The organism is Rhodobium gokarnense, assembly GCF_025961475.1.
GTDB classification, from domain to species: Bacteria; Pseudomonadota; Alphaproteobacteria; order Rhizobiales; family Rhodobiaceae; genus Rhodobium; species Rhodobium gokarnense.
The window spans coordinates 155,907-177,527 of sequence record NZ_JAOQNS010000012.1; the positions used below are offsets into that span (position 1 = coordinate 155,907).

Sequence of the window (21,621 nt, forward strand, 5' to 3'; positions counted from 1 at the left end):
CGCTGCCGGCATACTTCCCCCATCGACATTGGCCGAATTGTCCAATGGCGTGGCGTTGCCGGACGGCATGCGACGGACCCTGGGGTAGGATCCGGCGCGTTTTTGTGTCTTTCCCGACTAGGGGACGATCGCGACCGAACGGCCGCCCGTGGGTATGAAGTAACGCGTTCGGGACGGGACCCGGAATATGTCGATCGACCGGCCACTGGCCTTTCTGCTTGCAGGCGTCGTCGCCGCAACGGCGCTCGGCGCGCTGTCGTCCGAGGCGGCGGCCCAGCGCGCCAGTTGCGCCCGGCTGGAAGCCCAGCTCGCCCGGGCGGAAGCGGCCGGCGCGCGCGGCCAGTCGCGCAAATTCGACAAGTGGAACCGGGCCGTCGGCAAGCAGCGCCAGGCGCTGAAGCGCGCGCGCTCCCAGGCACGGCGCGGCCGCTGCACCGGCAGCCTGTTCGGCCAGCCGCAGGCGGGCTGCAACGCGCTGATGGTCAAGATCGACCGCATGGAAGCCAATCTCGCCAAGCTGGAACGCGGACGCGATCGCCATGCCAGTGGCGGCGGCGGCCGCAAGACGGCGCGCATTCGCGCCAAGATGCGCCGCATCGGTTGCGGCCGGGCGGCAACGCGCGAGGCCCGTGCCGGCGACGACGGCCGCTTGCGGGTGTCCTCGTCCGAGCCACGCAGACGCGGTCTCCTCGGCCTCCTCTTCGGCGGCCAGCGGAACGAGCGCTCTTCGGCGAGGGTCCGCGCCGTGCGGCTTGAGGACGAACGGAGCGGGCGCTGGCAGGCGGGCACGGACCGGGTCACCGACCGCTGGACGTTCGAGGACGAAAACGCCGACGGCGAGTCCTTCGGCCAGCGGCGCTACCTGCCGGGGTTCTACGGCAACTACCGGACCCTCTGCGTGCGCACCTGCGACGGCTACTACTTCCCGATCAGCTTCCGCACCACCCAGGAAAAATTCGCCCGCGACCAGGCGGTCTGCGCGGCGATGTGCCCGTCGGCCGATGTCCGGCTCTATGTGCACCGCAATCCGGGCGAGGAATCGGAAGACATGATCTCGGTCGACGGCGAGCCCTACACCGAGCTGCCGACCGCCTTTGCCTATCGCGACAGCTTCAAGCCGGAATGCACCTGCGGCCAGATCACCAGCACGCTGAAGAAGATCCCGGTCCATGGCGACGGCACGGGGCTGCGCGAGATTACCCTTTCCGGCGAATCCTTCCAGGGCCCGGACGAGAGCATCTTCCGCGAAAGCCTGCCGGCGGTGAAGACCGCCCGCGTACCCGACCCGAAACTGCCTCAGGACACCGACCCGGACACGATCTTCAATCTTGAGGGCGGCTTCACGGATGTGCTGGCACAGCGCGCCGAAGAGCTGAAGGCCGGCAAAGCGGACGAGGCGGAGGCTGCCCCCGTCAAGCGGGTCCGCCAAGTCGGGACATCGTTTTTCGCCGACCAATGAGCGGCAAGAGCCGGGCAAGCTCCGGGCCGTGATCGAGGCCGGTGAGCGCCAGCCGCAGCGGCATGAAAAGCGGCTTGCCCTTGCGTCCGGTTTTTTCTTTCAGTGCCGACGTCCATTGCTTCCAGGTCGTCTCGTCCCACGGCTCTTCCGGCAGCAGGTCCAGCGCGTCGCTCAGGAACGGGTGATCCTCTTCGGCGACGACCGGATCGATGCCGCCATCCACCACCTGCCGCCAGTCCGCAACATCTGAAAAGACCTCCAGATTGCCGCGCACCGCGTCCCAGAAGGGTTCGCCTTCGGTGATGCCGAGAATGGCGAGCCGGTCGGAGACCTCCGCATAGTCGAGGCCGTGCAGCATGCGGGCGTTGAGGCTTTTCAGCTCCTCCGGATCGAAGCGGGCCGGCGCCCGCGAGATGCCGTCCAGGTCGAAGATGCCGGCAAGCTCGTCGAGGGATGCCACCGGAGCAACCGCATGGGAGGTGCCGATGAGGACGGCGTGGGCGGCGACCGCCAGCGGCTCGTAGCCGGCCTCGCGGAGCGCGCCGATGGAGAGGGAGCCGAGGCGCTTCGACAGCCCCTCCCCGCTTGCCGTCGTGAGCAAATTGTGGTGGCCGAAGCGCGGCGGGGTCGCGCCCAGCGCCTCGAACAGGCAGAGCTGCACCGCCGTGTTGGTGATGTGGTCGTCGCCGCGCAGGACCTCCGTCACGCCGCAGTCGATGTCGTCGACGATGGAGGGCAGCGTGTAGAGATAGCTGCCGTCCTCGCGGATCAGCACCGGGTCGGAGAGCGAGCCGATGTCGACGCTCTGGGGACCGCGGCAGAGATCGTCCCAGGCAATGTCCCGGCGGGCGATCTCGGCCGGATCGCCGTCGTAGTTCGGTAAGAGGAAGCGCCAGTGGGGCTTGCGCCCCTCCGCTTCCAGCGCCGCCTTTTCGGCGTCCGTCAGCTTCAGGGCGGCGCGGTCATAGACCGGCGGCTTGCCCTGCGCCCGGCGCAGGCGCCGGCGGCGCTCAAGCTCCTCCGGCGTCTCGTAGCAGGGATAGATGAGGCCCGCCGCCTTCAGCTTTTCCGCGGCGGCGTCATAGGTGGCAAGCCGCTCGGACTGGCGGATGGTCCGGTGCGGCGCGATGCCGAGCCAGCGCAGGTCCGTCTCGATCGCCTCGGCGAATTCGGGCCGGGAGCGCTCCTTGTCGGTGTCGTCGAAGCGCAGGAGGAAGGTGCCGTTGGTCCTGACCGCCTCCAGCCAGTTGATGAGGGCGGTGCGGGCATTGCCGATATGGATATGGCCGGTCGGCGACGGCGCGAAGCGGACGGTAGCGCTCATGACGTGGCTTTCGGGCCTTTGGCCGTCGCGCCGTTGCGGTCGCGGAACCGGTTGGTGATCGGATAGCGGCGGTCGCGGCCGAAATGCTTCCTTGTCACCTTGACGCCCGGCGCCGCCTGGCGGCGCTTGTACTCGGCGACATAGAGCAGGTGCTCGACGCGGTGGACGAGGTCGCGGTCGTGGCCCCTTGCGACGATGTCGTTTACCGGCATTTCGTTTTCCACGAGCGACTGCAGGATGTCGTCGAGCACCTCATAGGGCGGCAGGGAATCCTGGTCGGTCTGGTTCTCGCGCAGCTCCGCCGTCGGCACCTTGGTGATGATATTCTTCGGGATCACCTCGCCCGCCGGCCCGAGCGCGCCCTTCGGAAGGTACTCATTGCGCCAGGCGGCAAGGCGGAACACCTCGGTCTTGTAGAGGTCCTTGACCGGATTGAAGCCGCCATTCATGTCGCCGTAGAGCGTGGCGTAGCCGACCGAGACCTCCGACTTGTTGCCGGTGGTCACCACCATGGAGCCGAACTTGTTGGAGACGGCCATCAGGAGCGTACCGCGGGTGCGCGACTGGATGTTCTCCTCCGTCACGTCCGGATCGCGGCCGGCAAAGAGCGCCGACAGGGCGTCGGAAAACCCTTCCACCGGCTCGGCGATCGGCACGATGTCGTAGCGCACACCGAGGGCCTCGGCGCAGGCCGCCGCATCGTCGAGGCTTTCCGACGAGGTATAGCGGTAGGGCATCATGATGCAGTGGACGCGGTCCGGCCCCAGGGCATCGACGGCCATTGCGGCGCAGACGGCGGAATCGATGCCGCCGGAAAGGCCGAGGACGACGCCGGGAAAGCCGTTCTTTTCCACATAGTCGCGAAGGCCGAGGACGCAGGCGTTCCAGTCGGAGGCGGCGCGGTCGAGGAGCGGGTCCATCGGCCCCTCCACGCAGCGCCAGGGAGCGTCCCCATCCTTCTTCCAGACGGTGAGCGCGACGACCTCCTCGAAGTCCGGCATCTGGAAGGCGAGCGAGCGGTCGGCATGGAGGCCGAAGGAGGCCCCGTCGAAGATCAGCTCGTCCTGGCCGCAGATCTGGTTGAGATAGACCAGCGGCAGGCCGGTCTCGACGACCCGGGCGACGATCACCTGCAGGCGCAGGTCGGTCTTTTCGTGCCAGTAGGGCGAGCCGTTCGGGACCAGCAGCATTTCCGCGCCGGTCTCCATCAGGCACTCGCAGACCTCGTCGGTCCACACGTCCTCGCAGATCGGCACGCCGAGCGAGAGGCCGCGGAATTCGATCGGCCCCGGCAGGCCCCCGGCGGCAAAGACGCGCTTTTCGTCGAAGACGCCGTAGTTCGGCAGGTCGACCTTGTAGCGGGTGGTGACCACCCTGCCCTCGTCAAGCAGGCAGACGGCGTTGTAGAGGCCGCCCTCGTCGCGCCAGGGCGAGCCGATCAGCATCGCCGGACCGCCGTCGGCGGTGTCCTTGGCAAGGTCCCGCACCGCCGCCTCGCAGGCCTCGATGAAGGCCGGCTTCAGCACCAGGTCCTCCGGCGGATAGCCGGCAATGAACAGCTCGGTATAGAGCACCATGTCGGCGCCCATGGCCGCCGCCTCGGCGCGCGCGGCCCGCGCCTTCGCCGCATTGCCGGCGATGTCGCCGACGGTCGGATTGAGCTGGGCGAGCGCTAAGCGGAAGGTGTCGGTGATCGGTTGGGTCATGGTCCCCGTTTAGCGCGGGGCGCGGGACGGGACAATGGGATTCGGGGGTGGGTGCGTGGCGTGGCGGGCTCATGGCCGTTAGCGGGCGGTGATCAGTCGCGGTTTGGTTTTGCGCTCACGGCCGAGCGCTCCCTACGCTCGCTGGCCTCCGCGGGGGCGGCCTGACCGGCCGGCGGGCGGTTGCCCTTGCGAGCCCTGCGGGCTCGTCGTTGCTCACACCAGCGCAAGACTCCGTCGTCATGCCGGGCGGAGCGAAGCGGAGACCCGGTATCCAATGCCCGTCTCGAAACGGTAGTCCGTCGCCGTTCAGGGTAGGACGCCACTCCACGCAAAAAACGAAGAATCCCAGCCGGCGGCATACCGCGTGGATAGGGGCAATAGGCCCCGGCTCAAGGCCGGAGTGACGGGAGGGTGTCTGGCTGGCGAAAAGGCAATCAAGCCAGTCGCGTCGGGGACCGTTGGTGAGGAAGTGAGTCAACGGGCTCACAATCCGATTCAGGCGCGAGCGGCACCATGAGACGCTGATTCAATTGGTTCACAAATCGATTCAACGCGGGCCCGGCCCCTTGAAGAACTGATTCAAGAAGGCGGCGCAAAACGCCGGTTTTACGCCGCCAAAACCTTCAGAAAGTGATTCAAGAGCGGGCGAAAAGGCGAGTCGTTTGAATCCCTTGCCGCCCGCTCCTGAGGCGCCGATTCATATGGTTAACAAATCGATTCAACTTCGGTCGAAATGCCGGCCGTTTCCGCAGCGGTGCCGAAGGCAAAGCAGTCCATGGCGAGGGCGCCGTACTGCGCGGAGGAATGGATGCGGCGGCCGATGACGTCCGGACCCGCAGCGCCGAGGGCAACGAAGATCGGCAACAGATGCTCGTCGGTCGGGTGGTTCTGCAGCGCGAAGGGCGCCTTTTCCCGGTAGTCGAGGAGGTCGTCGACGGCACCGGCAGCAAGGCGGTCGGCGAACCAGTCGGCGAAGCCCTTGACCCAGTCATGGGCCGGCCCGCCGAGATCGTCGCGGCCGTGCCGGAACGCCTCGCGCAGATTGTGGGTGAGCGCGCCGGTGCCGACGACAAGGACGTCCTCGTCGGCGAGCGGGGCCAGCGCCCGACCCATGGCGAGGTGGTGGGCCGGGTCCTCGTAGGGCTGCACGGAGAGCTGGACGACCGGCACGTCGGCGTCCGGGAAGAGCAGCTTCAGGGGCACCCAGGTGCCATGGTCGTAGCCGCGGTCGCGGACCTGATCGACGGGCAGGCCCGCGGCGGCAAGGCGTCCGGCGATGTCGCTCGCGAGCGCCGGGTCGCCCGGGGCCGGATAGACCATCTCGTAGAGCCGCGCATCGAAGCCGCCGAAGTCGTAGATCATGCCCGGCGCATCGTCGACGACGACGGCGGGCCGGCGGGTCTCGAAATGGGCCGAGACGGAGACGATGGCGCGCGGCCGCGGCAGGCTCTCGGCAAGAGCCTTCAGGTGGTCGCGGGCGGGGGTGTCGCGCAGCACCAGGTCGGGGGCGCCGTGGGAAATGAAAAGCGGCAACTGGCGGGCCATGGCAGAATCCTCATGGGATCAATGGAAGCGTTCCGCCTTCAGATAGGATGCAGCCCGGCCTTCTACCAAACCCCGGGATGTGAAAACATCGTTCACCGGGAAGGGCCGCCCTCCCCGTCCCGACCGGTCGGAGTGGTCATCGCGGCCCGCTCGTCGGCGTCAATGGTCACGTCATATTGCGGCAGGCCGTCGCCGATCTCGTAGTAGTCGCCCTTGTCGGCAACGAAGATGTGGGCGACCGTCGAAAGCCCGGTCGGGGCATCGAGGGTGCCGGCAAAGACCGACATGGTCTCGCCGCCCGCCGGCTCCCAGAAGAGCTGCGAGCCGCAGGTCCGGCAGAAGCCGCGCCGGGCCGTGTCCGACGCCGAATACCAGGTGAGGTTTTCGGCGCCGGTAATCGTCAGGGCGTCCATCGGGACCTGCGTCGCCGAGACGTAGTGGCCGGACTGCTTGCGGCACTGGCTGCAGTGGCAGGCGACAACCTGGCGCGCCGGGCCGGCGATCTCGTAGGTGACGGCACCGCACAGGCACGAGCCGGTGCGCTTGTCCGTGGTGTCCATGTCCGTATCCCCCTTCGTGACGAGACAAAGGGCGCGATCGTCAGGACCGCGCCCTCTTTTAGTCGAATGGCATTGACCGCGACGGATGGTGCCAGCGGAAGGGCCGTCTTACCCATATCCTCCGAGCGTTCAGACCGGAAAGTCGTCAATGCCGTTCGGAGTGCACGCCTATTGGGCCGCGATGTGGCGCTCCGGATGGGTGTCGCGCTCGCGCTTCAAATTCTCCGCGATCAGGAAGGCCAGCTCCAGCGCCTGGTCGGCATTCAGCCGCGGGTCGCAATGGGTGTGGTAGCGGGCCGACAGGTCGTCGTCGGAGATCGCCTTGGCACCGCCCGTGCACTCCGTCACGTTGGAGCCGGTCATCTCGATGTGGATACCGCCGGCGTGGGTGCCTTCGGCGCGGTGGACGGCGAAGAAGTTCTCCACCTCGGCCAGCACACGGTCGAACGGCCGCGTCTTGAAGCCGGAATTGGCCTTCACCGTGTTGCCGTGCATCGGATCGCAGGACCACAGCACCTTGCGGCCCTCGCGCTCCACGGCGCGGATGAGCTGCGGCAGGTGGTCGAACACCTTGTCGGCGCCGAAGCGCGAGATCAGCGTCAGCCGGCCCGGCTCGTTGGCCGGGTTGAGGACGTCGATCAGCCGGATCAGGTCCTCCGGGTCGAGCGAGGGCCCGCATTTCAGGCCGATCGGGTTCTTCACGCCGCGGGCGAACTCGATATGGGCGTGGTCGATCTGGCGGGTGCGGTCGCCGATCCAGATCATGTGGCCGGACGTGGCGTAGTACTCGCCGCTGGTGGAATCGATCCGGGTCAGCGCCTGCTCGTAGCCAAGAAGAAGGGCCTCGTGGCTGGTGAACAGGTCGGTGGAGCGGAGCTGCGCGGTGCTGTCCGGATCGACGCCGCAGGCGCGCATGAAGGCCAGCGTCTCGGTGATGCGGTCGGCGATCACCTGGTAGCGGCTCGACTGCGGGCTGCCCTTGACGAAGCCCAGCGTCCACTGGTGCACGTGGTCGAGATTGGCATAGCCGCCCTGGGCGAAGGCGCGCAAGAGGTTCAGCGTCGCCGCCGCCTGGCGGTAGGCCATGACCATGCGCCGCGGATCGGGCTCGCGGGAGTCCGCGTCGAAGGCGATGTCGTTGACGATGTCGCCGCGATAGCTCGGCAGCTCCAGCTCGCCCTGGGTCTCGAAGGCGGCGGAGCGGGGCTTGGCGAACTGGCCGGCGATGCGGCCGACCTTCACCACCGGCGAGGCGGCGGCATAGGTGAGCACGACCGCCATCTGCAGGAAGACGCGGAAGAAGTCGCGAATCCCGTCGGCATGGTGTTCGGCGAAGCTTTCGGCGCAATCGCCGCCCTGGAGCAGGAAACCGTGGCCACTGGCGACCTGAGCGAGTGCCGCCTTCAGTTTGCGGGCCTCACCTGCAAAAACCAGCGGCGGAAAGGTCGACAGAAGCTTCTCGACCTCGGCAAGGCTCTCCTTGTCCGCATAGTCCGGCATCTGCTGGACCGGTTTTTCGCGCCAACTTGCAGGGCTCCACTGGGTATTCATCTCAAGGTCCGTCCGAATGAATTGATCGGAATGCGCGCGGGGGCCGTTTTTTCCTTCGGAACGGCATTTCGTCGCGCCGCGCGGTTATACACAGGCGGACCTCCTTTGGCCACACCTGCGGGGCGAAAACGCCCTTGTCCGGCGCCGGCATTCGCCGCCGCGCCAGCGTCTTTCGCACCCGTGTCGATCGAGCGGACCCTAGACCCGCCGTCGATGCGCCGCCGACGGTGTCGTCAGCGCAATGAAGAGTGCCCCGGCGACGATCAGCGCCGCGCCAACGAGCGCAGTCAGGCTGAGGCCGACGCCGAAGAGCAGGAAATCATAGACCGCGGCGAACACGAGCACCATGTAAAAAACCGGTATCACGAGGCTGGCATCGCCGAGCCGCATGGCCTGGATGAACAGCGCCTGGGCCGACACCATGACGGTGCCGAGGGCGGCGAGCAGCATCCATTGGGAGGGCGCTGGCGCGGTCCAGACCGTTGCCGCGGCGAGCGCCGAGACGGTGGCGCCGATGGCGTTGTTGATGAGGAGAATGCGCAAGGGCGGCTCGCTGCCGCTGAGGCGCTTGATGAAGATCGCCTCCGTCCCCATGAAGGCGGCGGCGGCGAGCGCCAGGAAGGCGGACGGCCGAAACGCCTCGGTGCCCGGCTGCAGCAGGATCAGCGCCCCGGCCATGGAGAGCGCTGCGCCGGCCCATTTGCGGATCTCCGAACTCTCCTTCAGGAGCAGGACCGCGAGCGCCATGGTGACGAGCGGGCTGAGGAAGCTGATGGCCGTTGCCTCGGCCAGCGGCATGCGGGCGGCGGCGGCGAACATCGAGGTGATGCCGAGCCAGCCGCACAGCGAGCGGCCGACATGCCAGCGCCAGCGGGCGCCGACGAAGTCGGGCCGTGCGGACGGGCGGAGCGCGATGACGACGAGGAGCGCCAGCAGCGCGAAGGCGAAGCGGCCGGCGCTGACCTGCAAGGGATGGAGGCCGGCGATGCCGGGCTCGCCGACGCCGAGCACCTTGGCGATCAGCGTCGTGACGCCGACCAGCGCCGCCGAGCCGGCCATCGCCAGCATGCCGCGCGCGGTGTCGCGGAAGGTATCGGTCGTCATTCAGGATGTCCCGGCAGAACAGGTCGGTGGCAGGCGCGCACCGCGATGCGACCATTCGATCGCCGGCGCGGTCTGCGTCCCAGGAAGCATGGCGAACGCCGCCAGCAATGGGCGGTGCACCCTACTGTCCGGTTTCGGATGCCGCAACCATGTCCGACGCGCGCGCCGGCCCGGCTGGCGGGGGGCGGCGCATCGGCTCGATGCGGGGTGGGCGCGCCGCCGCGGCTAGCCGGGGATATCCAGCTTCTGCGTGCCGTTGGCGCCGACGACCTCGATGCCGTCCGTGCCGCGGTAGTCGGTAACGTCGATCCAGATGGCGTAGGTCACCGGCATCTCCAGGCAGCCGTCTTCGACACACCCCACGACCTCGATCGCCCAGTAGTCCGGCGGCTGGACGTACACCATCGGTCGGAGCTGGATCACCATGTTCTTGCACGGCATGACGCCTGAAACCATCAAGAACCAGGTGCCCGGGACGTCGCCCGGCCAGACCTCCGAATACCCGAACGGTGCCAGCGAACAGAACGCCGTCGCCGTCGCCAGATCGGCCTCGGACAGATCGATCCTCTTCCAGGGCATGGATGCGCTGCGGCCCTCGGCCATGGTGTTTGCCTCCCAAAGCAGGTGCCTGCGTTTCGGATCCGCGCCGCCCGGCCCTGCCGAGGCGGTCACGCCATCTACAATTTTTGATTGTAATTTCATTGATATCCCTTTTTTGTCGTGCCGACAATTGCAAGAAACCGCGGCGTGGTGGCCGACGCGACAAAAAAACGGGCCCGCACGCCTTGGAAAAGCGTGCGGGCCCTTGGGTGTCTCCTTCCGGCCGAGCGGGTGGGGAGGCGCGGGCGCCGGAGGGAGGACCGGGGTGCGCCCGGGACCGGAGACTGTCCCGGGCGCGGTCTCATCAACTCCTTACTTGGCGATCATGGCTTCTGGACGCGGCGTGTCGGCGGTTTCCACCGGCAGGACCGGATAGGTCACCGTCGGCATTTCGCCGGTCAGCGTCTTCAGGAACGCGGTGATGGCCTTGGTTTCTTCCGGGGACAGATCTTCGCCGAGCTGGGCGGTGCCCATGATGGCGACGGCCTGTTCCAGATCCCAGACCATGCCGGAATGGAAGTACGGAGCGGTCAGGGCGATGTTGCGCAGCGGGCCGGCGCGGAAGACGTATTCCTCGTCCGCCGTCTGGGTCACGGCAAAGCGACCCTTGTCGTTGGCCGGCAGGATGTCGGCGCCCGGCTTCTCCACGACGCCGAACGGATAGTAACCGTCGCCGCCGACATTGACGCCGTTGTGGCAGGAGGCGCAGCCCTTGGACATGAAGAGCTGGAGGCCTTCCTTCTCCTCATCGTTGAGGACGGCGACATTGCCTTCCAGGAACTGGTCGAAGCGCGAGGCGGGGGTGATCAGGGTCGCCTCGAAGGCCTCGATGGCCTTGGCCATGTTGTCGAAGTTGACCGGATCGGCCTCGCCCGGGAAGGCGCGGGTGAAGCGCTCGACATATTCCGGCAGGCTCTTCAGGGTGGTCTCGACGCGCTTCGGCGTGGAGGCCATCTCGACGCCGGCCTGGACCGGGCCCTTGGCCTGGGCCTTCAGGTCTTCGGCGCGGCCGTCCCAGAACTGGGCGATGTTGAAGACGGCGTTGAGAACGGTCGGCGCGTTGCGCGGGCCCTTCTGCCAGCCATGGCCGATCGAGGTCTCCAGGTTGTCGTCACCGCCCATGCCGAGATTGTGGCAGGTGTTGCACGAGATCAGGCCCGAGGAGGAGAGCCGCGGATCGAAGAAGAGCATCTTGCCCAGCTCGACCTTCTCATGGGTGACGGCGTTGTCCTTGACCGCAGGTACTACCGACGGAATCGGCTTGAAATACTCCTTGGCCTCATTCAGCAGAGCATCGTCTGCCAGAGCTACCGAGCCTGCTGCGAGCATGGTGGCGGCAAATACCGCGCACAGCCCCGTGGCTTTCCCGAACATTGTCGTCTCCTTGTTTGGTTGCGAATTCGCATACGCTTGCGGACGGTGTGATATTAGAACCCTTCCGAACTGAACGCATTGAGGGACCGCATTGACACCTTAGAAACGTTCGAATAAACTCCATAAACATCTACTTCAGCTATGTATTTCGATTTCATAATGGTTCTAGAAAGTGTTCATATGTCGCAGTCATTTCTTGCCATAACTGGCCCGTTTCCTGCTTAACCCTGGGCTGTAGCCGTGCCGTCCACCGATGTGAGCCCGCGCGCCTCGCAGCCGCCGCAACAGATCCCGCGGGCGCCGATATGCCATGCCTGCGGCGATCCGGAATTCGCCCGTCGCTTCAACGGGATATGCGGGCAAATTCGTGGTGGCGGCAGGCTGCCGTTTGTTGCACCATGGCGAGCATGACGTCGTCCGAGCCCAGCTTCACCGTCGGAATCGAGGAGGAGTACCTCCTCGTCGACCGCAAAACGCGGGCTCTGGCCAGCGATCCGCCCGCCGATCTGCTGAAGGCGTGCCAGGATTCACGCCCCGGCGCCGTCAGTCCGGAGTTCCTGCGCTGCCAGATCGAGATCGGAACGCCCGTCTGCGAGACGATGAAAGACGCCAGGCGTGAACTTTCGCGCCTGCGGCGGATGATCGCGGAGAACGCGGCGGAGTTCGGTCTGGCCCCGATTGCCGCCTCGACTCACCCTTTCGCGGAATGGGACCAGCAGTCCCACACCGACAAGGAGCGCTACAACGAACTGGCCAAGACCATGCAGGTGGTGGCGCGGCGGCTGCTGATCTGCGGCATGCATGTCCATGTCGGGGTCGAGGACGAGGCGCTGCGCATCGACCTGATGTCGCAACTCACCTATTTCCTGCCGCACCTGCTGGCGCTGTCGACCTCGTCGCCGTTCTGGCGCGGCCGCGACACGGGGCTGCGGTCCTACCGGCTCTCCGTCTTCAACGAACTGCCGCGTACGGGCCTGCCGGACACCTTCGCCAGTCCGAGCGAATTCCACCGCACCGTCGACATCCTGGTCGAGGCCGGCTTGATCGAGGACGCGACCAAGATCTGGTGGGACCTGCGCCCCTCCGCGCGATTCCCGACGCTGGAAATGCGGGTCAGCGACGTCTGCACGCGGCTCGACGACGCACTCGCCATCGCCGCCCTGTTCCGGTGCCTGACCCGGATGCTGTGGCGGCTGAAGGGCAAGAACCAGCGTTGGCGGCAATATCCGGGCTTTCTCATCGACCAGAACCGGTGGCTCGCCCAGCGCGACGGCATCACCGGCGAACTGGTCGATTTCGGGCGCGGATGTTGCGTGCCGTTTTCCGATCTTCTCGATGAAATCCTGGAGCTGACCCGCGAGGACGCCGAGCATTTCGGGTGCCTTGCCTCTGTCGAGCACGCCCGCGCGATCATCGCCGACGGCACCTCGGCCGACCGCCAGCTCGCCGTCTACAACGGCGCCATCGAGGCCGGCGCCAGCACCCAGGAGGCGCTGGAGGCCGTCGTCGACCACCTCATTGAGGAAACGCTGGCCGGCTGCGAGCGATAGGGGCGCTTGCCCTAGAGCAGCAGCGAATAGGCGCCTTCCAGCTTCAGAAGCCGGATTTTCGTCTCCACGCCGCCCGCCCCGGAGAATCCGCCGAGGCCATGGCTGCCGACGACGCGGTGGCAGGGAATGATGACCGGTATCGGATTGGACCCGCAGGCCTGGCCGACGGGCTGTGCGGCCACGCCGAGGTCCCTGGCGATGTCCCCGTAGCTGCGGGTTTCGCCGAAGGGAATGGCGCGCATTGCCGAATAGACCTGCTGCTGAAAGGCGTTGCCGGCCGGAGCCAGCGGCAGGTCGAACGCCGTCCGCCGGCCCTCGAAATACCCGGCGAGCTGGCGCAGGGCTTCTTCCAGAACGGCTGTGCGTTTTCCTTGCGCTTCTGCATCCCAGATGACGCGCGTGATCCGGCCGTCCTCCTCCGCCACACCGAGGCGGCCGACGGGCGTATCAAGGGTCGCGATGTTCATATCCCGAGATGCCTCCCTATGCGCACTACGCAACGCCACTCTAGACAGCGTCGCTCCGCCCGCAATGGCGTTGCAGTTCTCAAGCAACCAGCCAACCACCGTCATCCCGGCCGGAGCGCAGCGGAGAGCCGGGATCCGTTGCCCCTCTCGACGCAGTAGCCCGCATCAGGCCTTGGCGCGGCCGAACCCGGAGCATATGCCCTCTCTCGCGAACCGACGGCATACCGCGTTGAGATGGGCAATAGGCCCCGGCTCGGGGGCCGGGGTGACGACCGAGGGTGTGGCAAGCGCAAGTGGATCCAAAAGAACTCGACCATGCCCCCAACATCTGCTGGACCGCCAAGCCCCCTTCCCGGATCAATCGTCCCGCACCGCGCGGCAGAACGCCTCGATCTCTGCTTCCGTATTGTAATAATGGACCGAGGCGCGCACGAGGGCATCGAACCCTCGGCGCGGCAGGTCCAGTTGGGCGGAGCGGGCCTGGCTGTGGGTGACGTTGATCGAGCGCTTCGACAGCCGCTGGCGGGTGTCGGCCGGCGCCTCGCCCGCCTTCAGGAAGGTGACGATGCCACATTTCTCGGCGCCGAGGTCGTGCACCGACACGCCGGGGATGTTTTCAAGCTCGCGCCGGAGCGTATCGGCCAGCATCTTCACCCGCGCCTCGATCGCCCCCATGCCGAGTTTTGCGGCATAGCGGGCAGCGACGCCGAGGGCGATCTGGCCGGCGACGTAGCGCTCCCAGTTCTCGAAACGCTTTGCGTCCGGCTTCCATTCGAAGCTCTCCGCGTCGAGCCAGTCGGCGGCGGCGAGATCGACGAAGGGCGGCTCAAGCTCCGGGATCGCGGAACGGTCGACCCAGAGGAAGCCGGTGCCGCGCGGGCCGCGGAGGTACTTCCGCCCGGTCGCCGACAGCATGGTGCAGCCGATTTCCTTGACGTTCACATCGAGCTGGCCGACCGACTGGCAGGCATCGAGCAGGTACGGAATGCCGAAGCGGCGGGCGACGTCGCCGACGGCCGCGGCCGGATTGACCAGCCCGCCCTGGGTCGGCACGTGGGTGATGGCGATCAACCGGGTCTTCGGCGCGACCATGTTCTCAAGGACGGCGACGTCGATCTGGCCGTGCTCGTCGTCCGGTACGACGTCGATCTCGATGCCGGCGCGGTCCTTCATCTGCAGGAAGGCGACGTAGTTGGAGACGTATTCGGAGCGGCAGGTGATGATCCGGTCGCCCTCGCGGAACGGGACGGCGTAGAACGCCATGTCCCAGGCGCGGGTGGCGTTCTCGACGAAGGCCACCTCGCCCGGCTCGCCGCCGATGAGGTCGGCGATCGCCGGATAGAAGTCCGCCACCTTGGCCGCCGCCGCGCCCGCCGCCTCATAGCCGCCAATCATGGCTTCCAGGTCGATATGCGTCTTGATGGCCTCGACGACGGCGCAGGTCGGCAGGGCCGATCCGGCATTGTTGAAATGCAGCACCATCTCCGCGCCCGGCGTCTCGGCGCGCAGGCGATCAATGTCGAGTTCCGGCATGGTCTTCCCTCCCCGTCAGTCGCCACCTTCCGTTAGTCGATTCCGAGAGCGGGTCAACACCCTTGATGCTGCGCGCCGCTTCGTTACGGTGAGGCGTCTGTCCGCAGTTCCCCTTCCCCAAGAGCATCCTGACCATGACCTACATGATCGCCGTCTTCGGCTACGGCTCCCTCGTCAACCAGGCGACCCTGCCGGCCGGGACGACCAGCATGCCCGGCACGCTTTCCGGCTTTCGGCGCGCCTGGCGGATCGCCGGCAAGACGCCGATCGGCCATACCTGCGGCCTCACCGCGGAACCGGAGGAAGGCTCGACGATCCGCGGCACGCTGATCCTTTATCCGCGCTCCGAGCTTGCCGACCTCGACGAACGCGAGTGGCGCTACGACCGGCACGATCTCGACCTTGAGGCCTTCGCGCCAGACGGCGATGCCGCCGAGGTGCCCGAGATGCGCATCGTCTACCGGGTGAAGCCGGAGCACGAACGCTGGGGCGACGAGGAGCATCCCGTGATCCAGAGCTATGTGGATTGCGTGCTGCGCGGCTATTTCGAGCGCTGGGGCGTCCTCGGCGTGCGCCATTTCGTGGAGACCACCGCCGGCTGGCACATACCGATCCGGCGCGACCGTGCCGCGCCGCGCTACCGCCGCGCCGTGCGGATCACGGCCGAGGAGGAAGCCCTCTTCGACCACGTCCTTGCCGAAGCCGGCGCGCGCTGGATCGACTGAAAAGGAACTGGATTGCCGCGTCGGCCTTTCGGCCTCCTCGCAATGACATCGGTTATTGTCATTGCGAGCGGAGCGAAACAATCCAGTGCAGCCGTCTACTACCAGTGCCGCTCGGGTTAAAAATGCAGCCCTGCGACAACCAACGCAGACCGAAATGGTCGACCGCTATTTCGCCAGCGGCTTCCTGAGGCGGATGGTGTCGATCTCGGTGCCGGCCAGATCGTCGAAGCGCTTTTCGCGCGAGCGGTCGGAAAAACCGCGGGTGCGGAAGAACCGCAGCGCGCGGCGGTTGCCGGCGAAGAGATCGAGGTCGACGTGTTTGGCGCCGGTCGCGGCAACGCCTTCCTCGAGCGCTGCCAGCAGCGCCTCGCCGGCACCGTTCGCCCAGGCGCTCGGCGCCACCCAGATCTCGCTGATATCCCCTTGCCGTGCGGCAACGATGGCAAAGCCCACCGGCTCGCCGTCGAGGGTCGCGACCAGCACCGGGCCGCCGGCCGATGCCAGGAGGTGCTCGAACGGCCTTTCGTCGCGCAGCCGCCTCCAGGCGTCGCCGGCGAGCTGCGAGCCGATCGAGGCCTGCCAGGAATGCATGCCGATCTTGGCGAGGATCGCGAAATCGGTCTCGCGCGCCTCGCGCACGTCAATGCCGGTCGCCGCCTTCACCGCCTCGCCGGCGCCGGCCGATCCCGCGACCGCTTCGCCGACGCCTGCGGCAGCCGCGTGGGCCTGCGACGCACGGTAGCGCTCGCTCGGCTCGCGCATGGTGACGAGTTCCTCGGCCGCCGTCGGGTGGACGGCGACGGTGCGGTCGAAATCGGCCTTGGTGGCGCCCATCTTGATGGCAATGCCGAGAAGCTGGGCCATCTCGCCGGCGTCCGGGCCCATGACGTGGACGCCAAGCACGGTGTCGCTGGCGGCGTCGACGATGACCTTCATCAGCATCCGCTCGTCGCGGCCGGTGAGCGTGTGCTTCATGGCGCGGAAGCGGGCGCGATAGATGTCGACGGCGTCGAAGCGGTCGCAGGCTTCGTCCTCCGAGAGCCCGACGGTGCCGATCTCCGGCTGGGAGAACACGGCCGTCGCGATATTGGAGTGGTCGACGGTGACGTTCTTGGCGCCGAACACGGTGTCGGCGAAGGCATGGCCCTCGCGGATCGCCACCGGGGTCAGGTTGACCCGGTCGGTGGCATCGCCGACGGCGTAGATCGAGGCAACGGACGACTTCGACTGGGCATCGACGACGACGGCGCCGTTCCTGGTCAGTTCGACACCGGCCTCTTCAAGGCCGAGCCCGGCCGTCGCCGGGCGCCGGCCGATGGCGTACATGATCTGGTCCGCCTCGATGGTGCGGCCGGCTTCCGTCTGGCCGACCAGCCCGCTCCCGCCCTTCTCGATGGCGGTGAAGCGGTCGCCGGTGATGACGTCGATGCCCTTCTTTTCCATCTCTTCGTGGAGCAGCGTGCGCAGGTCCATGTCGAAGCCGCGCAGGATCTCCTCGCCGCGATAGAGCAGCGTCGTCTTGGCGCCGAGGCCGGCGAAGATGCCGGCGAACTCCACGGCGATGTAGCCGCCGCCGACCACCGTTACCCGCTCGGGGAAGTCCTCCAGATGGAAGGCCTCGTTGGAGGTGATGGCGTGCTCTATGCCGGAGACAGAACTGTCGAGGAAGGGCGCCGCGCCGGTCGCAATCAGGATGTACTTGGCGGAAACCGTGCGGTCGTCGGCCAGGAGCCGGACCTCGTTCGGGCCGGCGACGACCGCCCGGCTCAAGACGATTTCGACGCCGGAGCGTTCCAGGTTGGCGAGATAGACCTTGTTGAGCCGGTCGATCTCGCGGTCCTTGTTGGCGATCAGCGTCTTCCAGTCAAAGGCCGTCGCGCCGACCGACCAGCCGAAGCCGGCGGCGTCCTCGAATTCCTCGGCGAATTTGGAGGCATAGACGAACAGCTTCTTCGGCACGCAGCCGCGGATGACGCAGGTGCCGCCGACCCGGTACTCCTCGGCGATGGCGACTTTGGCCCCGTATCCCGCAGCGATCCGCGCGGCCCGCACGCCGCCCGATCCGGCCCCGATGACGAAAAGATCGTAGTCGTAGCCGCCCATGGGGGCCTCCTTACTGGCCGGACCGGAAGACCGGTCCGGCACGCATTACGCAAAACCTACTGAAAACGGGGACGCGCCCTAGCGGCGCCTATTCGGACTTTTCAGGCGCGGACGCGGCGATCTTTTCCATTTCCTTCTGGGCCTTTTCCAGCATGTCGATGCCGAGCTGGTTGCGGTATTCCCGGGCCGCGCCGATCGACAGGGTCGACAGCTCGGCCGACTTCTCGGCCAGCTTGGCGCCGACCGGCGAGGTGTAGAATTTGGTGATCTCTTCCAGCTCTTCCTTGGTGAAGCGGCGGGCCCAGATCTCCTCGATCATCTTGTCGAGTTCGACGCGCTTGCCGGCCATGGAGAGCGCGACATCGTTGACCATGGCGTCGATCTCGCGGGCGAACTCCGGATTCTGGCGCACGAGCTGCTGCTTGGTCTGGTCGGCGACGATCGGCAGGATCTCGTCGAAGCCGTAGTTGGAGCGGGTCGCCTCGACCGCGGCTTCCGCGGCCTTCAGGTGCTCGGGAGCAAAGGTTTCGTCCTGGGCGGCCGCCGGCGTCAGGCGCAGGGCACCGACGACGAGCATGACGGCCAGCGCCAGCGCGGCGGTGCCGACAGTTTTGGAAAGGGTCATGTCTATCTCCGTTCGGTGACGGTGCGTGCCGTCATGTGGATCTCTCAGGCTTTCAGGCATTCGGTGCCATCGGGACCCGCCACATAGGCGGCGTCCGCAATGCCGATGAACAGCCCGTGCTCGACCACGCCCGGAATGGCGCCGAGCGATTCGCTCAACGCTTCTGGCGCGGCAATCTGGCGAAAAGATGCATCGAGGATGTAATGCCCGCCATCGGTGATGAAAGGGGCCTCCTTGCCGCCGCGCAGGACGATCTCGCCGGTGAGGCCGAGAGCCGAGGCGTTCGACATGATCGACCGCCGCGTCGACTCCAGCCCGAAGGGCACGACCTCGATCGGCAGCGGGAAGGCACCGATCATGCGCACCAGCTTGGAGCTGTCGGCGATCACCACCATGCGGGCGGAGGCCGTGGCGACGATCTTTTCACGCAGGAGCGCCCCGCCGCCGCCCTTGACCAGGCGCAGATAGCGATCGAGTTCGTCGGCGCCGTCGACGGTCAGGTCGAGTTCGGGCGTCTCGTCGAGGGTGGAGAGCGGAATGCCGAGTTCGCCGGCAAGCTCGGCCGTGCGTTCCGAGGTCGGCACCGCCAGAATGTCGAGGCCGGCGGCGACCTTTTCGCCGATCAGCCGGGTGAAATGGTCGGCCGTCGAGCCGGTGCCGAGGCCGAGCCGCATGCCGGACTGCACTTCGGCGAGCGCAGCTTGAGCAGCGGCGCGCTTGAATTCGTCGCTCATTAGGATCACACGCTCCCGAATGTGCCGTTCCCCGTCGGCCGCTGATTAGCATGGCCGGCGCCGGGCGCCAAGTTATCGCGAAGGGATGCGGCCGGCGCGGATGCTGCGCCGGCCGGCCGGTATTACAGTGCCTGCAGGCGGATCAGAGGCCCGCCATCAGCATGTATTTGATCTCCACGAACTCCTCGACGCCGTGCGAGGAGCCTTCGCGGCCGATGCCCGACTGCTTGACGCCGCCGAACGGGGCCACCTCGGTGGAGATGATGCCGGTGTTGATGCCGACCATGCCGTAATCCAGACCCTCGCCGACGCGCCAGACGCGGCCGATGTCCCGGGCGAAGAAATAGGCCGCCAGGCCGAACTCGGTATCGTTGGCCATGGCGACGACCTCGTCCTCCTCGGAGAAGCGGAACAGCGGCGCGACGGGGCCGAAGGTCTCCTCGCGGGCGACCATCATGGAGGGCGTGACGCCGGTCAGCACGGTCGGCTGGAAGAAGGTGCCGCCGAGGGCATGGCGTTCGCCGCCGGTGACCACCTTGGCGCCCTTGCCGAGCGCGTCGGCGATGTGCTCCTCGACCTTTTCCACGGCCGCCATGTTGATCAGCGGGCCCTGGACGACGCCTTCCTCGGTGCCGGTGCCGACCTTCATTTCCTTGACCTTGGCCGACAGCTTTTCGGCAAAGGCGTCGTAGACGGCGTCCTGGACGTAGAGGCGGTTGGCGCAGACGCAGGTCTGGCCCATGTTGCGGTATTTCGAGGCGAGCGCGCCTTCCACGGCGGCGTCGAGATCGGCGTCGTCGAAGACGATGAAGGGGGCGTTGCCGCCGAGCTCCAGCCCGACTTTCTTGATGGTCGAGGCGGCCTGCTCCATCAAGAGCCGGCCGATCTCGGTCGAGCCGGTGAAGGTGATCGCCTTGACGTCCGGGTTGGAGGTCATCTCGCCGCCGATCTTGGAGGCCTTGCCGGTGACGACATTGAAGATGCCGGCGGGGATGCCGGCGCGCTCGGCGAGTTCGGCCAGCGCCAGCGCGGAGAGCGGCGTCTCGCTCGCCGGCTTGACGACGATCGGGCAGCCGGCGGCGAGCGCCGGGGCGGCCTTGCGGGTGATCATCGCGGCCGGGAAATTCCACGGCGTGATCGCGGCGACGACGCCGATCGGCTGGCGGATGCAGACGATGCGGGCATCAGAACGGAAGGACGGGATGGTCTCGCCGTAGATGCGCTTGGCCTCTTCGGCGAAGAACTCGATGAACGAGGCGGCATAGACGATCTCGCCGGCGGCCTCGGTGAGCGGCTTGCCCTGCTCACTCGTCATCAGGAGCGCAAGGTCGTCCTTGTTCTCCAGCATCAGGTCGAACCAGCGGCGCAGGACCGCGGAGCGCTCCTTGGCGGTCTTCTTGGCCCAGGCCGGGAACGCGGCTTTCGCCTTGTCGATCGCCTCGCGGGTCTCCTCGGCGCCAAACTCGGGCACCTTGGCGAGTTCGGCGCCGGTTGCCGGATCGGTGACGGCCATCGCCGGCTCGCCGACCCACTGACCGTTGACGTAGCACTGCTCCTTCAGCAGCGACGGATCTGAAAGCCGCATCTCGATTTCCTCCTTGAATGACTGTTTGGCCGCCGAGGCCCGGAACACCGGCGGCGCGCAATGGTGGCTGCCGGCGGGACGATCGGCGGTTCGGTCCGGGACGATCCCGGAGAAGCGGAAAGCGGCGGCGTGCGGCGCGCCCGTCGGGGACCGCATGCCGTCATGATCGGCGGCACGATAGTGGAAAGTCAGAACGGCGTCGATAGGTTCCGAACGGGCGTGGCAAGGGTTGCCGGAGCGACGCCGGGGCCCCATTGTATAAACCATTCCCGGATCGCAAGGACCGGCCCGCTGGCCGCGTCCCATCCAAAGCTTCCTCTCAAGGCCGCCGAGAACAGAGACAGAAAAAATGCCGAAACCGCCCGTCCTTGCCATCGATCTCGACGGCACGCTGATCGAGACCGCCCCCGACCTGATGGGGACCCTCAACGTCATCCTCGACCGCGAGGGGCTCGCCCCCGTCAGCCTCCAGCAGGTGCGCGGCATGGTTGGCCAGGGCGCCAAGATCATGCTGCAGCGCGGCTTTGCCGCCCATGGCGAGACGCTGGAAGGCGAGCGGCTCGAAACCCTGTTCGAGGCCTTTCTGGAGCACTATGCGGAACATATCGCGGTCGAAAGCCACCCCTTCCCCGGCGTCGTCGCGGCGCTTGAAGGGTTTCGCGCGGAAGGCTGGAAGCTGGCCGTGTGCACCAACAAGCTGGAGGCCCTCACCCGGCGGCTGCTCGACGAGCTCGACCTGACGCGGCTGTTCGACGCGATCGGCGGCCCGGATACCTTCGGCGTGCGCAAGCCCGATCCGCAGCACCTCATCAAGACCATCGACGCGGCCGGCGGCGAGGCGACCAACGCCATCATGGTCGGCGACTCGGCCGCTGACATCAACGCGGCGAAGAACGCCTCCGTGCCTGTCGTCGCCGTCGACTTCGGCTATACCGACATTCCAGTTTCCGAGCTTGGGCCCGACCGGATCATCTCCCATTTCGACGAGCTTGCCGGAGCCGTTTCGGAACTGCGCGCGGCAATGACGGCCGGCTGAGGCGGCAGCGGGGCGACCATTCGGCCGGCGTGCACTGCAA

At 67.0% G+C, this 21,621-nt stretch carries 18 protein-coding genes and 1 pseudogene; 4 read left to right on the forward strand and 15 right to left on the reverse strand.

All coding sequences use genetic code 11. The features are described 5' to 3' along the window. The first annotated feature begins 187 nt into the window (after positions 1–187). Entirely contained in the window at positions 188–1,459 is a 1,272-nt protein-coding gene (locus M2319_RS18990; protein WP_264603038.1) for a DUF2865 domain-containing protein, read from the forward strand. On the opposite strand, the gene gltX is transcribed toward M2319_RS18990, so the two are convergent. The 8 genes from gltX to M2319_RS19030 all read right to left on the reverse strand — a co-directional run bounded on the left by gltX (position 1,413) and on the right by M2319_RS19030 (position 11,223). Further along, positions 1,413–2,783, reverse strand: a complete 1,371-nt coding sequence (gene gltX, locus M2319_RS18995) for a glutamate--tRNA ligase (RefSeq protein WP_264603039.1) — start codon at positions 2,781–2,783, stop codon at positions 1,413–1,415. The genes M2319_RS18990 and gltX overlap by 47 nt on opposite strands. Continuing rightward, complete coding sequence (locus M2319_RS19000; RefSeq protein WP_264603040.1) at positions 2,780–4,489, reverse strand: NAD+ synthase; 1,710 nt, start codon at positions 4,487–4,489, stop codon at positions 2,780–2,782. The genes gltX and M2319_RS19000 overlap by 4 nt, the downstream gene beginning before the upstream one ends. Before the next feature lie 705 nt (positions 4,490–5,194). After that, positions 5,195–6,034 (reverse strand): DODA-type extradiol aromatic ring-opening family dioxygenase, encoded by an 840-nt coding sequence (locus M2319_RS19005; RefSeq protein ID WP_264603041.1) that lies wholly within the window; start codon positions 6,032–6,034, stop codon positions 5,195–5,197. Positions 6,035–6,126: 92 nt separating this feature from the next. Next, entirely contained in the window at positions 6,127–6,594 is a 468-nt protein-coding gene (locus M2319_RS19010) for a GFA family protein (protein WP_264603042.1), read from the reverse strand. Positions 6,595–6,762: 168 nt separating this feature from the next. Then, the gene (locus tag M2319_RS19015) at positions 6,763–8,145 is read right to left on the reverse strand and encodes a class II 3-deoxy-7-phosphoheptulonate synthase (protein ID WP_264603043.1); all 1,383 of its coding nucleotides are present in this window, start codon (positions 8,143–8,145) and stop codon (positions 6,763–6,765) included. A 198-nt stretch (positions 8,146–8,343) separates the two neighbouring features. Continuing rightward, positions 8,344–9,249: a DMT family transporter gene (locus M2319_RS19020; RefSeq protein ID WP_264603044.1), complete on the reverse strand. Its 906-nt coding sequence runs from the start codon at positions 9,247–9,249 to the stop codon at positions 8,344–8,346. Between the two features lie 225 nt (positions 9,250–9,474). Continuing rightward, positions 9,475–9,828 (reverse strand): hypothetical protein, encoded by a 354-nt coding sequence (locus M2319_RS19025; protein WP_264603045.1) that lies wholly within the window; start codon positions 9,826–9,828, stop codon positions 9,475–9,477. A 333-nt stretch (positions 9,829–10,161) separates the two neighbouring features. Next, positions 10,162–11,223, reverse strand: a complete 1,062-nt coding sequence (locus M2319_RS19030) for a cytochrome-c peroxidase (RefSeq protein WP_406682219.1) — start codon at positions 11,221–11,223, stop codon at positions 10,162–10,164. 407 nt (positions 11,224–11,630) lie between these two features. Here M2319_RS19030 and M2319_RS19035 point away from each other — a divergent pair, with 407 nt between their 5' ends. Continuing rightward, a complete protein-coding gene (locus M2319_RS19035; protein ID WP_264603046.1) occupies positions 11,631–12,773 on the forward strand; it encodes a carboxylate-amine ligase in 1,143 nt (380 codons plus the stop codon). Between the two features lie 11 nt (positions 12,774–12,784). Here the strand turns inward: M2319_RS19035 and M2319_RS19040 are convergent, their stop codons facing one another. Together M2319_RS19040 and M2319_RS19045 are read right to left on the reverse strand one after the other, a co-directional pair. After that, positions 12,785–13,240, reverse strand: a complete 456-nt coding sequence (locus M2319_RS19040) for a methylated-DNA--[protein]-cysteine S-methyltransferase (RefSeq protein ID WP_264603047.1) — start codon at positions 13,238–13,240, stop codon at positions 12,785–12,787. 357 nt (positions 13,241–13,597) lie between these two features. Beyond that, positions 13,598–14,773: an aminotransferase class V-fold PLP-dependent enzyme gene (locus M2319_RS19045; protein ID WP_264603048.1), complete on the reverse strand. Its 1,176-nt coding sequence runs from the start codon at positions 14,771–14,773 to the stop codon at positions 13,598–13,600. A 134-nt stretch (positions 14,774–14,907) separates the two neighbouring features. Between M2319_RS19045 and M2319_RS19050 the strand changes: the two genes are divergently transcribed. After that, positions 14,908–15,498 (forward strand): gamma-glutamylcyclotransferase family protein, encoded by a 591-nt coding sequence (locus tag M2319_RS19050; RefSeq protein ID WP_264603049.1) that lies wholly within the window; start codon positions 14,908–14,910, stop codon positions 15,496–15,498. Positions 15,499–15,663: 165 nt separating this feature from the next. Here the strand turns inward: M2319_RS19050 and M2319_RS19055 are convergent, their stop codons facing one another. The 5 genes and pseudogenes from M2319_RS19055 to M2319_RS19075 all read right to left on the reverse strand — a co-directional run bounded on the left by M2319_RS19055 (position 15,664) and on the right by M2319_RS19075 (position 20,545). Continuing rightward, a complete protein-coding gene (locus tag M2319_RS19055; RefSeq protein ID WP_319801801.1) occupies positions 15,664–16,260 on the reverse strand; it encodes a GNAT family N-acetyltransferase in 597 nt (198 codons plus the stop codon). Continuing rightward, a pseudogene (gene gor, locus M2319_RS19060) lies at positions 16,237–17,601 on the reverse strand (glutathione-disulfide reductase); the annotation flags it as partial. The pseudogene gor and the gene M2319_RS19055, both read right to left, overlap by 24 nt. An 88-nt stretch (positions 17,602–17,689) precedes the next feature. Further along, complete coding sequence (locus M2319_RS19065; protein ID WP_264603050.1) at positions 17,690–18,226, reverse strand: DUF2059 domain-containing protein; 537 nt, start codon at positions 18,224–18,226, stop codon at positions 17,690–17,692. A gap of 44 nt (positions 18,227–18,270) precedes the next feature. Beyond that, a complete protein-coding gene (gene rpiA, locus M2319_RS19070; RefSeq protein WP_264603051.1) occupies positions 18,271–18,960 on the reverse strand; it encodes a ribose-5-phosphate isomerase RpiA in 690 nt (229 codons plus the stop codon). Between the two features lie 142 nt (positions 18,961–19,102). Then, positions 19,103–20,545, reverse strand: a complete 1,443-nt coding sequence (locus M2319_RS19075) for an NAD-dependent succinate-semialdehyde dehydrogenase (protein ID WP_319801800.1) — start codon at positions 20,543–20,545, stop codon at positions 19,103–19,105. A 349-nt stretch (positions 20,546–20,894) separates the two neighbouring features. Between M2319_RS19075 and gph the strand changes: the two genes are divergently transcribed. Continuing rightward, entirely contained in the window at positions 20,895–21,581 is a 687-nt protein-coding gene (gene gph / locus M2319_RS19080) for a phosphoglycolate phosphatase (protein WP_264603052.1), read from the forward strand. Positions 21,582–21,621: the final 40 nt, after the last annotated feature.